This is a genomic window from Streptomyces sp. CB01580 (assembly GCF_001905795.1).
In the GTDB taxonomy this organism is placed as follows: domain Bacteria; phylum Actinomycetota; class Actinomycetes; order Streptomycetales; family Streptomycetaceae; genus Streptomyces.
The window spans coordinates 114,618-128,559 of sequence record NZ_LIXJ01000008.1; the positions used below are offsets into that span (position 1 = coordinate 114,618).

A 13,942-nucleotide genomic window follows, 5' to 3' on the forward strand; every position below is an offset into this window, starting at 1 on the left:
CGCGGCGGAGCCCCGGACCCAGTCAGTACACGTGCCGGACCATTCGTGGCTGCGAGGCCTCCACGACCTCGGGCAGTGACCTGCTCAGGGCCTCGTGCCGATCCAGCACGATCGGTCCGCCGGCCGCCGCATCCGGGAGGATCGGGGCGTGGCCGCCCGAGCAGGTGCCGGCCGTACGGGGCGGCTATGCCGGAACGCTACCGGCTCCTCGTCGAGATCGGTGCGGGTCCGGGAGTCCGGCAAGGGGAGCCAGGGCTGAGCGTGGAGGACATCGACTTCGACAAGAAAGTCGTCCATGTCCGGCGCCGGGTCGAAACGGTACCGCCGGCGGAGGGCGTTTCCGACCTCGGTCACCTCCTCTCCCCGGACCGGCCGGACGTACTCGTGCCCGAGATCGCCGATCCACTGGCCGTGCGCCTACTGCTCCACCGTCCCTATGTCACGCCGGGTCATGGTCACCGGCGCGGCGCTGGCCGAGGTCCGGCGGACGCTGCGGCAGTGGCGTCAGCAGGTGTGGCCGGCTGGGCGCGGGAGCCGTCCCGGCCCATCCCCGCGGATCTGCTGCGGGAGTCGCAAGCGGCACTCGTCGACGACCTCGACGTCGCCGCCGTCCTGGATCTGCTGGCCGATGCGGCGGGACGGTCCGAGGTGCCGTTCGGCGCCAAGTCCGAGACCTTCGCCCGTCTCGACTGCGTCCTCGGCCCGGACCTCGTCCGCGACGTCGGCCAACTGCATCGGCCGGAAGGGCCGACGGCCCTGTGAAGCAGGTGGGGAGCGCCGCTGGACGAGGCGCCTGTGGCTGTCCGGTGGAAGGTTCTACGTACGCCGGGTTCCTGCCACTCGACGCGCGGCCGCGACCGGCGACCTGCGCGAGCTGCAACGGATCGTCGACCCCGTCGACGCGATCTTCGCGTGGCTTCGGGCCGGGCGGCGACGGCCCCGAACGGCGGATCGGATGAGCAGAATCAGGCCCAAAGTTCCAGAGAAGTCCCACGGGTGCAGCCGCACCCCCTCCAGGCCCGCATCAACGCAGGTCAGAGCGGGTGCAGCGGCAGGCTGTTCAGATGTCCCTGAAGATCTCGATCTGTGCCCCCACGGAGTTCAGGCGCTCCGCCAGCTCCTCGTAACCGCGGTTGATGACGTACACGTTGCGCAGCACGGACGTGCCCTCGGCCGCCATCATGGCGAGCAGCACGACCACGGCGGGGCGCAGCGCGGGCGGGCACATCATCTCGGCGGCGCGCCACCGGGTCGGGCCCTCGACCAAGACCCGGTGGGGGTCGAGGAGTTGGAGCCTGCCGCCGAGGCGGTTGAGGTCGGTGAGGTAGATGGCGCGGTTGTCGTAGACCCAGTCGTGGATGAGGGTCTGGCCGTGTGCCGAGGCGGCGATCGCCGCGAAGAAGGGCACGTTGTCGATGTTGAGCCCTGGGAACGGCATGGGGTGGATCTTGTCGATGGGCGCCTCCAGCTTGGAGGGGCGGACCGTGAGATCGACCAGTCTGGTACGGCCGTTGTCGGCGACGTACTCCGTCGTACGGTCGCAGTCGACGCCCATCTCCTCCAGCACCGCGAGCTCGATCTCCAGGAACTCGATCGGTACCCGGCGGATGGTCAGCTCGGATTCCGTCACCACGGCGGCGGCCAGCAGGCTCATCGCCTCGACCGGGTCCTCGGAGGGGGAGTAGTCGACGTCCACGTCTATGTGCGGGACGCCGTGCACGGTCAGGGTCGTCGTGCCGATGCCGTCGACGCGTATGCCCAGCGCCTCCAGGAAGAAGCAGAGGTCCTGGACCATGTAGTTGGAGGAGGCGTTGCGTATGACGGTCGTGCCGTTGTGCCGGGCGGCGGCCAGCAGTGCGTTCTCGGTCACGGTGTCGCCGCGCTCGGTCAGCACGATGGGGCGGCCGGGGGTGACCGCGTGGTCGACCTGTGCGTGGTACAGGCCCTCCGTCGCGGCGATCTCCAGTCCGAACCGGCGCAGCGCGATCATGTGCGGCTCGATGGTCCGCGTACCGAGGTCGCAACCGCCCGCGTACGGGAGCTTGAACGAGTCCATGCGGTGCAGCAATGGGCCGAGGAACATGATGATGGACCTGGTCCGGCGGGCGGCGTCGGCATCGATGGCGTCCATGTCGAGCCGGGCGGGCGGGACGATCTCCAGGTCGGTCCCGTCGTTGATCCAGCGGGTCCGTACGCCGATGGAGTTCAGGACCTCCAGGAGGCGGTAGACCTCCTCGATGCGGGCGACGCCGCGCAGCACCGTACGGCCCTTGTTGAGGAATGAGGCGCAGAGCAGTGCCACGCACGCGTTCTTGCTCGTCCTGACATCGATGGAGCCCGAGAGCCGACGTCCTCCGACCACGCGCAGATGCATGGGTCCGGCGTAGCCGAGCGACACGATCTCGCTGTCGAGCGCTTCACCGATGCGCGCGATCATCTCAAGGCTGATGTTCTGGTTGCCGCGCTCGATGCGATTGACGGCGCTCTGGCTGGTGGCGAGCGCCTCGGCGAGCTGACTCTGCGTCCAGCCCCGGTGCTGACGGGCGTCACGTATGAGCTTGCCGATGCGTACGAGGTAATCGTCTGACATGACGAAAGGTTATCTCAGATATGAGATGCGCCTTCCGGTGGGGTGCGCCGTTCGGGTGACGACGGTGCGCAGGCGCGACCATTGGCCGCTCACGTGCACGTCAGAGGCGCGGCACGGCACGGGTGGCACGTGCGTTCCATGGTCCTCCCGGTCCGCCGCCCCGGCGCGCGGAGTACGCCCGTTCGGGGACGGGGACGGGGACGGGGACGGGGACGGGGACGGGGACGGGGACGGGGACGGGGAGGAGGGGACGGGCGGGATCAGTCCGTGAAGCCGCCCTCGGCCAGGATGCCGTCGACCCGGGCGCGGTGCGCCTCCTGCCAGGTGTCGAGGGTCTCCCGGGCCTCCTCGGCGAGCTTCTCGCGGGCTTCGAGGAGCACCTGTTCGCGGCGGGCGCCCGGGGTGACCACGACGCCCTCTTCGTCGGCCACCACGATGTCGCCGGGGTGGACCTCCACCCCGCCGCACCGCACCGGGACGTTGAGCGGTCCGACGGCCTTCTTCACCCCCGGGACGGGCATGACGCCCCGGGCGAAGACGGGAAAGCCCATCTCGCGCACCTCGGCCAGATCGCGGATCACCCCGTCGGTCACGAATGCCGCGACCCCGCGACGCCGGGCGATGGCGCAGACGTTTCCTCCCGCGAGTGCGTAGTCCACGTCCCCCGCCTCGACGACGATGACCGAACCGGGTTCCGCGCGGTAGATGGACGCGTGCAGCATCAGGTTGTCGCCCGGAGGGCACCGTACGGTGAACGCCGGTCCGGCCACGCGCGGGGGCGACGGCCACAGCGGGCGGATGCCGATGTCCATGACGTGTTCGCGGCCCAGGAGTTCGGCGAGGATGGTCGGGGATATGCCGTCGAACGCGGCGATGTCGTTCACGCTTCTCCTTCGCTCGGGTGCTCGCGCCACCGGGCGGCGGCGCGGCCCGTGTCGCAGTGGGTCAGGTGTCGTACAGGCCGTCCCACGGGGCGCCGAACCCGAGTCCGTCGGGGAGGAGTTCGGCCCGGTCGTCCTCGTGGTCGCCGGCCTCGTGGTGTTCCGCGACGAGGCCGAAGAGCACACCGTCGATCGTCAGGCGGAAGGGGCGGGCCGCGATCTCCCCGCGCGCGTCCGGGAGGGCATGGGTGGTCGTGGCCAGGAACTGTCCATCCGCGTAGTGCCCGATGGTGTCGGTCCGGTGGTCCGGTTCGTGGGCGATGGGGACGACCGCGGGAACAGCCATGCCGGGATCATAGTCACGGCCTCGGACGGCCCGGAAGACGGGCCCGGAGGGCCGTGGGCGCGGGCTCAGACGTGGAGTTCGGGCGGCAGACCCGTCCAGCGCAGGTCGGCGGGGAGGTGTCCCGTGTCGTTGTAGAGCAGTACGGAGGCGGGGCGGCCGGGGGCGTAGCGGATGACCGTCAGCGCGGCGTTGGCGTGGTTCAGTCCGATCCAGCGCCACTTCGGGGCGTCGAGGGCCTCCCGGACCAGCCAGGCGATGAGGAAGTTGTGGGTGACGACCAGTTCGTGGCGGGGCTCGTCGCCGTCGACCGGGCCGGTGAACCGCGCGAGCGCCGCACGGGCGAGCCCGGGGCCGGCCTCACGCTGTTCGCGGGGGAATCGGGCCAGCCGTTCCAGCGTGGCGTCGGCGATGTCCGGCGGCAGCTCGTGCCGGTGGGGAAGGTGGGGCAGGTAGTCCCCGGCGAGTTCGGACGGCCGCAGCGCAGCGCCGTCGAGCCGGTCGCCGATCAGCTCGGCGGTCCGTGCGGCCCGGGGGAGCGGGCTGTGGTGGATCACCGAGAGGGGAACGTGACGCAGCCGCTCGCCGAGCGACTCGGCTTGCCGACGGCCGTTCGCGGAGAGCTCGCTCTCGTCGTCCGTGGCCTCCCCGTGCCGGGCGAGGTAGAGGTGGCGTGCGGCTGTTGCGACCATGACGTGCGGCGCCCTTCGACGAGTCCTGGTTCCTGCGTGTCCTGAACCTGTGGACGTCCGTCCGGGCGGACGGGGTTCCACCGCCGTCGCCCCGCCCTGCCGGTTCCGGCGCCGGCCGGTGGGCGGCGGAACGCGGGGGCGCGGTCAGTCCTGGGGGTGCAGGGACTCGGCCGCCACGGCGGAGACCGTCCGCGCCACGAGGGCGAGCGCGGGCACGTCCAGCTTCCACTGCTGCCAGTACAGCGGTACGTCCACACGCCGTCCCGGCGCCAGTTCGACGAGGGCGCCCGACCGCAGCAGGGGCTCCGCCTGCGGCTCCGGGACCAGCCCCCAGCCCAGACCGGTGGCCACCGCGTCGCAGAAACCCTCCGACGTGGGCACGTGGTGGCGCAGGCGACCGGCGCCCGAACCGTTGGGCGTGAGGGACCGGACGAACCGGTCCTGGAGGTCGTCACGCCGGTCGAAGACGATCACCGGCGCGTCGGGCAGGCGGCGCTCCAGCGGTCCCGACGACAGATGGCGCGCCGCGAACCCCGCACTCGCCACCGGCAGATAGCGCGCGAGGCCCAGCGGGCGCACCGTGCAGCCCGCCACCGGCTGTGCCGACGACGTCACCGCCGCCATCACCTGGCCCTCGCGCAGCAGCGCCGCGGTGTGCGCCTCGTCCTCGCGATGCAGGTCGAAGCAGATGGGCGGGTCCTGCGGCACCCGGGTCAGGACGGGCGGGAACCAGGTGGCCAGGGAGTCCGCGTTCACCGCGATGGGCACCCGGGCCGGGCCCGCCCCGGTCGCGATCCCCAGCTCCGTGCGCGCATCCCGTTCCAGAGCGGCCAACTGGCGCGCGAACCGCACCACCACCTGCCCGGACTCCGTCGGCCGCACCGGCTTCGTACGCATCAGCAGCACCCGCCCGGTGCGCTGCTCCAGTGCCTTGACCCGCTGGCTGACCGCCGAGGGCGTCACGTGCAGGGCCGCCGCGGCGGCGTCGAAGGTGCCCTCGTCGACGACGGCGAGCAGCGTGCGCACCTGGTCGAAGGGGAGATCGGTCATCACGAGAGCTAATGCTACGTAAGAAACTTTAGCTGTACTGATGTCAGCGTGGGTCATAGCGTCGGACGACATGAACAGCGGTGTCCTCTCGGCGGCCCTCGCCGGATTCGGTACAGGCATGTCCCTCATCGTCGCCATCGGCGCGCAGAACGCGTTCGTCCTGCGCCAGGGCGCGCGCGGGCAGGCCGTGCTCGCGGTGGTCGCCATCTGTGCCGCGTCGGACGCGGTCCTCATCGCCCTCGGTGTGGCCGGGCTCGGTGCCGTCGTCACCGCGTGGCCCGCCGCCCTGGTCGCGGTCGGCCTGGCCGGTGGCGCCTTCCTGATCTGCTACGGCGTGCTGGCCGCCCGCCGGGCGCTGCGACCCGCCGCCGGACAGTCGCTGACGGCGGGGGGCGCCGCCGCGGGCTCCGTCCGTGCCGCGGTGCTCACCTGCCTGGCCCTGACCTGGCTCAACCCGCACGTCTACCTGGACACCGTGCTGCTGCTCGGCTCGGTCGCCGCCGACCGCGGCCCGCTGCGCTGGGTCTTCGGTCTCGGCGCGATGCTGGCGAGCCTGGCGTGGTTCGCGGGTCTCGGCTACGGCGCCCGGCTCCTCGGCGGCGTCCTGGCCCGCCCCGGCGCCTGGCGGGTGCTGGACGCCCTGGTCGCGGCCACCATGCTCGTGATGGGCGTCCTGCTGCTGGCCCGTACCTTCTGACTCCGCCCCTGCCGAAGGCCCCGGCTCCCCGGCGGTCGGCCCTCGGCCGCGGCGGACACGGGTGCCCGCACATGACCGTGCAGCGCTGATGTACTAGAGTTATCTCGACATCGAGATATTTGCCGAAGGCGCACCGCAGTCCGCCATCGGGTAAGGGTTACCTAACTAAGTCTTACCTTAACGGATGGGCGAGGGGCCGCAGGCGGCACCACGCGGCGCCCGCCGTAATGAGGCGCGGCGCGGAGTACGCGCACATTGATGAAGGAGACTGTCGTGTCGGCGAACAGCTTCGACGCCCGCAGCACACTGCGCGTGGGCGACGAGTCGTACGAGATCTTCAGGCTGGACAAGGTCGAGGGCTCCGCGCGCCTCCCGTACAGCCTGAAGGTGCTCCTGGAGAACCTGCTCCGCACCGAGGACGGCGCGAACATCACCGCCGACCACATCCGGGCGCTCGGCGGCTGGGACTCCCAGGCGCAGCCCAGCCAGGAGATCCAGTTCACCCCGGCCCGCGTGATCATGCAGGACTTCACCGGCGTGCCGTGCGTCGTGGACCTCGCCACCATGCGTGAGGCCGTGAAGGAGCTGGGCGGCGACCCGGCCAAGATCAACCCCCTCGCCCCGGCCGAGCTGGTCATCGACCACTCCGTCATCGCCGACAAGTTCGGCACGAAGGACGCCTTCGGCCAGAACGTCGAGCTGGAGTACGGCCGCAACAAGGAGCGCTACCAGTTCCTGCGCTGGGGCCAGACCGCCTTCGACGAGTTCAAGGTCGTCCCGCCGGGCACCGGCATCGTCCACCAGGTCAACATCGAGCACCTGGCCCGTACGGTCATGGTCCGGGGTGGCCAGGCATACCCCGACACCCTCGTCGGCACCGACTCGCACACCACGATGGTCAACGGCCTGGGCGTGCTGGGCTGGGGCGTCGGCGGCATCGAGGCCGAGGCCGCGATGCTCGGCCAGCCGGTCTCCATGCTCATCCCGCGCGTCGTCGGCTTCAAGCTGACCGGCGAGCTGAAGCCGGGCACCACCGCCACCGACCTCGTGCTGACCATCACCGAGATGCTCCGCAAGCACGGCGTCGTCGGCAAGTTCGTCGAGTTCTACGGTGAGGGCGTCGCCGCCACCTCCCTCGCGAACCGCGCCACCATCGGCAACATGTCGCCCGAGTTCGGCTCCACCGCCGCGATCTTCCCGATCGACGGCGAGACGCTGAACTACCTGCGCCTGACAGGCCGCAGCGAGCAGCAGGTCGCGCTCGTCGAGGCGTACGCCAAGGAGCAGGGCCTCTGGCTGGACCCGGCCGCCGAGCCGGACTTCTCCGAGAAGCTGGAGCTGGACCTCTCCACGGTCGTCCCGTCGATCGCCGGCCCGAAGCGCCCGCAGGACCGCATCGTCCTCGCCAACGCCGCCGCGCAGTTCGCCCAGGACGTCCGCAACTACGTCACCACCGCCGACGAGGCGGGCCAGGAGTCCTTCCCGGCCTCCGACGCCCCGGCCGTCAGCAACGGCATCCCGTCGAACCCGGTCCAGGTGACCGCCCCCGACGGCACCACCTACACGATCGACCACGGCGCCGTCACCGTCGCCGCGATCACCTCCTGCACCAACACCTCGAACCCGTACGTCATGGTCGCCGCGGCGCTCGTGGCGAAGAAGGCGGTCGAGAAGGGCCTGACCCGCAAGCCCTGGGTCAAGACCACCCTCGCCCCGGGCTCGAAGGTCGTCACCGACTACTTCGACAAGGCGGGTCTGACCCCGTACCTCGACAAGGTCGGTTTCAACCTCGTCGGCTACGGTTGCACCACCTGCATCGGCAACTCCGGCCCGCTGCCGGAGGAGGTCTCCAAGGCGGTCAACGAGCACGACCTGGCCGTGACCTCGGTGCTCTCCGGCAACCGCAACTTCGAGGGCCGGATCAACCCCGACGTCAAGATGAACTACCTGGCCTCCCCGCCGCTGGTCGTCGCGTACGCCCTCGCCGGTTCGATGAAGGTGGACATCACCAAGGACGCCCTCGGCGTCGACCAGGACGGCAAGCCGGTCCACCTCGCGGACATCTGGCCGACCGAGGCCGAGGTGAACGACGTCGTCGCCAACGCCATCGGCGAGGACATGTTCAACAAGTCCTACCAGGACGTCTTCGCGGGCGACGCCCAGTGGCAGGCCCTGCCGATCCCGACCGGCAACACCTTCGAGTGGGACGCCGAGTCGACCTACGTCCGCAAGCCCCCGTACTTCGAGGGCATGACGATGGACCCGGCCCCGGTCGAGGACATCGCCGGTGCCCGGGTGCTCGCCAAGCTCGGCGACTCGGTCACCACCGACCACATCTCCCCGGCCGGTGCCATCAAGGCCGACACCCCGGCCGGCAAGTACCTCACCGAGCACGGTGTGGAGCGTCGCGACTTCAACTCCTACGGCTCGCGCCGGGGCAACCACGAGGTCATGATCCGCGGCACGTTCGCCAACATCCGCCTGCGCAACCAGATCGCGCCGGGCACGGAGGGCGGCTACACCCGCGACTTCACGCAGGACGACGCGCCGGTCTCCTTCATCTACGACGCCTCGCAGAACTACCAGGCCGCCGGCATCCCGCTGGTCGTCCTGGCCGGCAAGGAGTACGGTTCCGGCTCGTCCCGCGACTGGGCCGCCAAGGGCACCGCGCTCCTCGGCGTCAAGGCCGTCATCGCCGAGTCGTACGAGCGCATCCACCGCTCGAACCTCATCGGCATGGGCGTTCTCCCGCTCCAGTTCCCGGAGGGCGCGAACGCCGAGTCCCTCGGCCTGACCGGCCGGGAGACCTTCTCCTTCACCGGCGTGACCGAGCTGAACGACGGCACCACCCCGCGCACGGTCAAGGTCACCACCGACACCGGTGTGGAGTTCGACGCAGTCGTCCGCATCGACACCCCCGGTGAGGCGGACTACTACCGCAACGGCGGCATCATGCAGTACGTGCTGCGCAGCCTGATCCGCAAGTAGGCGACGCGGGGCGGCCGATCGGCCGCCCGGACGGCAAGGGGCCGCATCCCGGAGCACCGGGGTGCGGCCCCGCGCGTTCTCGTGCGACACCCGGGGGCGGGCACACCGCCCATCGGCCGGGGGAATGCGATCGTGGGCCCGCGGGTTTTCCGCACAGCGCCACTGGCACGGGGAAGGCACGGCCACTGGCACGGAGACGGCACAGGAGGCGGAACGCACCATGGGCGAGTTGATCCTGATCCGGCACGGCGAGACCGAGTGGTCGCGGTCCGGTCAGCACACCAGCTACACCGATCTGCCTCTCACCCCGTTCGGCGAGCGCCAGTCCCTCGCGCTGACGCCCCTGCTCGCCGAGCGGCGGATCGCGCTCACCCTGGTCAGCCCCTCGGCGCGCGCCCGGCGCACCGCCGAACTGGCCGGGCTCGCCGCTCCGCGCATCACGTCCGATCTGCACGAATGGGACTACGGGGGCTACGAGGGCGTCACCACCGACGAGATCCACCGCACCCGTCCCGACTGGAACCTGTGGACCGACGGCGTCGCCCCCGGCCCCGACGCGCACCCCGGGGAGACCCCCGTCGAGGTCGGTACCCGGGCCGACCGGGTGCTGGCCGAGGTGGCGCGCGAGGCGGGCCGGGACGGGGACGTCGCCCTTGTCGCCCACTCCCACTTCCTGCGGGTCCTCACCGCCCGCTACCTCGGGCTGACGCCCGCCGAGGGCACGTTGTTCCAGCTCGCCACGGGGGCCGTGTCCCGGCTCGGCACGGAGCACGGCAATCCGGTGATCACGGCGTGGAACGTGTGCCTGCCCGAGAGCCTCTTCCCGCAGGGGACGCCGGAGGGGCCGGAACGGGCCTGAGCGGTGGGCGGGGAGCCGCTCCCGCCCGTGCGGCCGTGGCGGGCACCGGCACGCGCGCCCGGCCGATGCCCCGAGGAGGGGCGCAGGGCGTGCGCGCCGGGCGAGCGGGCGGCCGGACCTCCGGTGAGCGGACACCGTCCTGACGGAGCCCTGCCGGGGGATGAGCAGGGAGCGCGCGAGCGAGGTGGCGCCTCACCTGCTCGACGCCGGTCGGCGGGGTGGCCGCGCGCGGTTCGACCGCGCGGGTCCGGGCCCGCGTCGAAGCGGAGACGGCCGGTCACGTCCGTGCCACCGCCGCCGGTCGGTCGCCCGCGCGCGGAGCGCGGCGCGTCGAGGACGTCGTACAGGAGGAGACGGGTGGCGAGGTCGTAACCGCCGCCGCGCACGTGGGAGAAGGCGGTGAGGAGCGGGGGAGGGATCGAGGGGGACGGCCTCGACCGGTTCCGGGAGGCCGGACTCCGGCCAGGTGGTGGGCTCGAACGACAGCCACCCGCTGCCGGGCTCCCCGTCGACCGGGCCCTCCCTCACCTCGTCGCCGGTGTTCTCCGCACCGGCCCGGACGTCTGTCACCTTGTCGGTGACCTTGCCCGGAATTCCAGTGGAGAATCCGTCGTCGACACCCGATGACCGCTTCTTTCCGTCGGGACCCCTTCGACGGTGTTGCACCGGTCCGGTCGGCCTTCGATCGATTCGAAAGACGAACGGAATGCCCGTGCCGCAGATGGGCTTAGGCCGCGCACGCCGCTTTCGGGCGACCGCGCCGCGGTGGGGGCGATCATGATCAATTCCGGTGAAGCCGCTATCGACGTGGTTGCTGCGGCTGTGTCACCCACGAGGCCCAGGTCGGTCCGCATGCAGAGCGGTACTTCCCGCAGGTGTATCCGGGCAAGGTTGTCGCGCCGATACGCATGGTGCGGCAGTGGCTCAAGTTGCGGATGTGTCAAGGGCGTTGGCGGCGCGTCGTCGAAGGAATCGACGCTGGTGCGGAATTGCTCGCGCCGGGGCCGGAACGTGCGAGGGACACGTATCCGCGAGGTCTCAACTCGGGAAAGACTGCTGCTCAACCTTGCATTCGATCTTGCTCAGTTGGGCGCGAGTGGACTATACCTGTCGGCGTCCGCGCAGCCGTTTCACGGTGACGCGGGCAAGGGGGCCAGGGGTGGGTCCGCGGGGCACGAAGGTGTCGGCGTCGGCCGTTCTTTCCCGAACTCCCATTGCACGTGGCTAGCCTGAAACACCAGCACCACCCAAGCGCAACTGACCGCGGTGGCGGGGCCCTTCGCCTGAGGCGAATATCGACGGGCGACCGGTACACACCGCCTGAGTCCTGGAGAAGGCGAGGACTTGAGCATGGGATCCACCTCCGCCCACAAGAATGAGGGCCTCGGCCGTCGCGATGTGATCAAGCGATCCGCCGCACTCGGTCTGCTCACCGTGCCGACGATGAGCTTCCTGGCGTCGTGCGCGAGCGGCGGCGACGGCGGCGACGAGAAGGTCGAGAAGGGCAAGGTCACCAAGGAGAACCCGCTCGGCGTCAACGAGACGGCCCCGCTCGAAGTCGTCATCTTCAACGGCGGATTCGGTGAGCAGTACGCCATCGACGCGGAGAAGAGGTACAACGAGGCCTTCCCGAAGGCCCCGAAGGTCAAGCACGTCGCGACGCAGAAGATCCAGTCGCAGCTGCAGCCCCGGTTCAACGGCGGCACCCCGCCGGACCTGATCGACAACTCGGGTGCCGAGCAGATGGACATGGGCATCCTGGCCGGCAAGAAGCAGCTCACGGACCTGACGACGCTCATGGACGCCCCGTCCTACGACGACCCGGCCAAGAAGGTCCGCGACACCCTGCGCCCCGGCGTCCTGGAGATGGGCCAGCTGGAGGGCGACCCGGTCTGGATCATGTACTACGCGTACACCGTGTACGGCGTCTGGTACTCGCAGACCGCGCTCGACAAGCTCGACGCGAAGTACCCGCAGACCTGGGACGAGATGCTCGCCCTGTGCGCGAAGGCGAAGAAGCAGGACATCGCCGGCTGGACGTACCCGGGCAAGTACCCCTACTACCTGGCGTACTCGCTCTACCCGTTCATCGCCAAGATCGGCGGCCGCGAGGTCCTCGACCGGATGGACAACCTGGAGCCGAACGCCTGGAAGGACCCCGCGGTCAAGACGGCGTTCGAGGCGTACTACGAGCTGTACCGGAAGGGGTACATCCTCCAGGGCACCCCCGGGCTGACCCACATCCAGTCGCAGACCGAATGGACCAAGGGCAAGGCCCTGTTCATCCCGAACGGTTCGTGGGTGGAGAACGAGGCGGCGCCGACGACGCCCGACGACTTCAAGATGATGGTGTCGGCACCGTCCGGCCTGGACGCCTCCGACAAGATGCCGTTCGGCACCATCTGGGCCTCCGGCGGCGAGCCCTTCATCGTCCCGGCCAAGGGGAAGAACCCCGAGGGCGCCATGGAGCAGCTGCGCATCATGCTCTCCGAGGAGTCCTCGAAGAACTTCACCAAGCAGGTCAAGTCGCTCACGTCCTTCAACGGCGGCACCGACGGCCTGACCCTGTCGACCGCCCTGCAGTCGGGTGTCGACGCGCTCAAGCTGGCCGGCGACAACGTGCTGAACCCGCGTCTCGAGGGCTGGTACTCGAAGTTCCAGAAGGAGCAGGTCGGCATCGCCGGTCTCGGCGAGATGCTGGCGGGCCGCGCGACTCCGGCCGAGACCATCAAGAAGATCCAGGCCTTCGCCGACGCGACGGCCAAGGACCAGTCCATCAAGCACTACAAGCACTAGTGAGCAACCGTCACCAGCGGCGGCACCCGCGGAAAGATCGGGGTCGGTAAACGATGCAGCATGGCAAGTACCGTTTCATCGTGGGATTCCTGCTGGTCCCACTGGCGCTCTACGCGGTCTTCGTGATCTGGCCGTTCGTCCAGTCCATCTACTACTCGTTCACGGACTGGACCGGCCTGAGCCCCGACTTCGAGATGGTCGGGTTCGCCAATTACACGAAGATGCTCAAGGACGACATCTTCTGGAAGTCCTTGCAGCACAGCGTGCTGCTCGTGCTCCTGCTGCCGCTGGTGACGCTGGGCCTGGCGCTGTTCTTCGCCTTCATGCTCAACGTGGGGGGCCGGCGGCGCAAGAACGCCACGATCTCCGGCGTGCGCGGATCGGGCTTCTACAAGATCGCCTACTTCTTCCCGCAGGTGCTCTCGATCGTCATCGTCGCCCTGCTGTTCCAGTTCGCGTTCAACCCTCGCAGCGGCATGATCAACGGGACGCTGAAGACACTCGGTCTGGACTCCGTCCAGCCGGAGTGGCTCGGCGACCCGAATCTGGCGCTCATCTGCGTCATGACGGTCCTGGTCTGGTCCACGGTCGGGTTCTTCGTCGTCCTCTTCTCCGCCGGCATGGCGTCCATCCCCAGGGACTTCTACGAGGCGGCGCTCCTCGACGGGGCCAGTCGCATCACCACGTTCTTCCGGATCACGCTCCCGCTGCTCTGGGACACGGTGCAGTCGGGCTGGGTCTACATGGGGATCCTGGCCCTCGGCGTGGAGGCGTTCACCGCCGTGCAGGTCATGACCGTGGGCCCCGGCGGTCCCGACTACTCGACCACGGTCCTGCCGCTGTACGTGTACCAGACGGCCTTCCGCGACGGGCAGGCCGGATACGCGACGACGATCGGTGTCGGGCTGCTCGTCGTCACCATGGCCTTCGCCGCCATCGTGATGCGTCTGGGCCGGCGCGAGCGGCTGGAGTTCTGATGCGGCGATCAACGGGAATCCCCGGCAGGCACCACAGGTCGGCCACCGTGTCCGGCTCGACAGTACGAG

The 13,942-nt window shown here is 70.0% G+C and carries 11 protein-coding genes; 6 read left to right on the top strand and 5 right to left on the bottom strand.

Going from position 1 to position 13,942, the window contains the following annotated elements; genetic code table 11:
* The first annotated feature begins 186 nt into the window (after positions 1-186).
* Positions 187-762, top strand: coding sequence for a hypothetical protein (locus AMK22_RS40060; protein WP_073785116.1), 576 nt, complete (start codon positions 187-189; stop codon positions 760-762).
* A gap of 298 nt (positions 763-1,060) precedes the next feature.
* On the opposite strand, the gene AMK22_RS14665 is transcribed toward AMK22_RS40060, so the two are convergent.
* From AMK22_RS14665 to AMK22_RS14690, 5 genes are all read right to left on the bottom strand, one after another.
* Entirely contained in the window at positions 1,061-2,590 is a 1,530-nt protein-coding gene (locus tag AMK22_RS14665) for a helix-turn-helix domain-containing protein (RefSeq protein ID WP_073785117.1), read from the bottom strand.
* Between the two features lie 260 nt (positions 2,591-2,850).
* A complete protein-coding gene (locus AMK22_RS14675) occupies positions 2,851-3,474 on the bottom strand; it encodes an RraA family protein (RefSeq protein WP_073785119.1) in 624 nt (207 codons plus the stop codon).
* 61 nt (positions 3,475-3,535) lie between these two features.
* Entirely contained in the window at positions 3,536-3,817 is a 282-nt protein-coding gene (locus AMK22_RS14680; RefSeq protein ID WP_073785120.1) for a hypothetical protein, read from the bottom strand.
* Positions 3,818-3,882: 65 nt separating this feature from the next.
* The gene (locus AMK22_RS14685) at positions 3,883-4,506 is read right to left on the bottom strand and encodes a histidine phosphatase family protein (RefSeq protein WP_073785121.1); all 624 of its coding nucleotides are present in this window, start codon (positions 4,504-4,506) and stop codon (positions 3,883-3,885) included.
* 144 nt (positions 4,507-4,650) lie between these two features.
* Entirely contained in the window at positions 4,651-5,556 is a 906-nt protein-coding gene (locus AMK22_RS14690; RefSeq protein ID WP_073785122.1) for a LysR family transcriptional regulator ArgP, read from the bottom strand.
* Between the two features lie 70 nt (positions 5,557-5,626).
* Between AMK22_RS14690 and AMK22_RS14695 the strand changes: the two genes are divergently transcribed.
* The 5 genes from AMK22_RS14695 (at position 5,627) to AMK22_RS14715 (ending at position 13,873) form a co-directional block, all read left to right on the top strand.
* A complete protein-coding gene (locus AMK22_RS14695; RefSeq protein ID WP_073785123.1) occupies positions 5,627-6,253 on the top strand; it encodes a LysE/ArgO family amino acid transporter in 627 nt (208 codons plus the stop codon).
* A gap of 273 nt (positions 6,254-6,526) precedes the next feature.
* Positions 6,527-9,241, top strand: a complete 2,715-nt coding sequence (gene acnA, locus AMK22_RS14700; RefSeq protein WP_073785326.1) for an aconitate hydratase AcnA — start codon at positions 6,527-6,529, stop codon at positions 9,239-9,241.
* Between the two features lie 220 nt (positions 9,242-9,461).
* A complete protein-coding gene (locus AMK22_RS14705) occupies positions 9,462-10,100 on the top strand; it encodes a histidine phosphatase family protein (RefSeq protein WP_073785124.1) in 639 nt (212 codons plus the stop codon).
* Between the two features lie 1,350 nt (positions 10,101-11,450).
* The gene (gene ngcE / locus AMK22_RS14710; RefSeq protein WP_073785125.1) at positions 11,451-12,896 is read left to right on the top strand and encodes an N-acetylglucosamine/diacetylchitobiose ABC transporter substrate-binding protein; all 1,446 of its coding nucleotides are present in this window, start codon (positions 11,451-11,453) and stop codon (positions 12,894-12,896) included.
* A gap of 53 nt (positions 12,897-12,949) precedes the next feature.
* Positions 12,950-13,873 carry a carbohydrate ABC transporter permease gene (locus tag AMK22_RS14715; RefSeq protein WP_073785126.1) on the top strand — a complete coding sequence of 308 codons (924 nt, stop codon included), beginning with the start codon at positions 12,950-12,952 and terminating at the stop codon, positions 13,871-13,873.
* Positions 13,874-13,942 lie beyond the last annotated feature (69 nt).

Excerpts from the sequence above, each read along its gene's own strand:
- AMK22_RS14685 (WP_073785121.1), bottom strand. The coding sequence starts at position 4,506 with ATGGTCGCAACAGCCGCACGCCACCTCTACCTCGCCCGGCACGGGGAG.
- AMK22_RS14665 (WP_073785117.1), bottom strand. The coding sequence starts at position 2,590 with ATGTCAGACGATTACCTCGTACGCATCGGCAAGCTCATACGTGACGCC.
- AMK22_RS14695 (WP_073785123.1), top strand. The coding sequence starts at position 5,627 with ATGAACAGCGGTGTCCTCTCGGCGGCCCTCGCCGGATTCGGTACAGGC.
- AMK22_RS14690 (WP_073785122.1), bottom strand. The coding sequence starts at position 5,556 with ATGACCGATCTCCCCTTCGACCAGGTGCGCACGCTGCTCGCCGTCGTC.
- AMK22_RS14705 (WP_073785124.1), top strand. The coding sequence starts at position 9,462 with ATGGGCGAGTTGATCCTGATCCGGCACGGCGAGACCGAGTGGTCGCGG.
- AMK22_RS40060 (WP_073785116.1), top strand. The coding sequence starts at position 187 with ATGCCGGAACGCTACCGGCTCCTCGTCGAGATCGGTGCGGGTCCGGGA.
- ngcE (WP_073785125.1), top strand. The coding sequence starts at position 11,451 with ATGGGATCCACCTCCGCCCACAAGAATGAGGGCCTCGGCCGTCGCGAT.
- AMK22_RS14715 (WP_073785126.1), top strand. The coding sequence starts at position 12,950 with ATGCAGCATGGCAAGTACCGTTTCATCGTGGGATTCCTGCTGGTCCCA.
- AMK22_RS14680 (WP_073785120.1), bottom strand. The coding sequence starts at position 3,817 with ATGGCTGTTCCCGCGGTCGTCCCCATCGCCCACGAACCGGACCACCGG.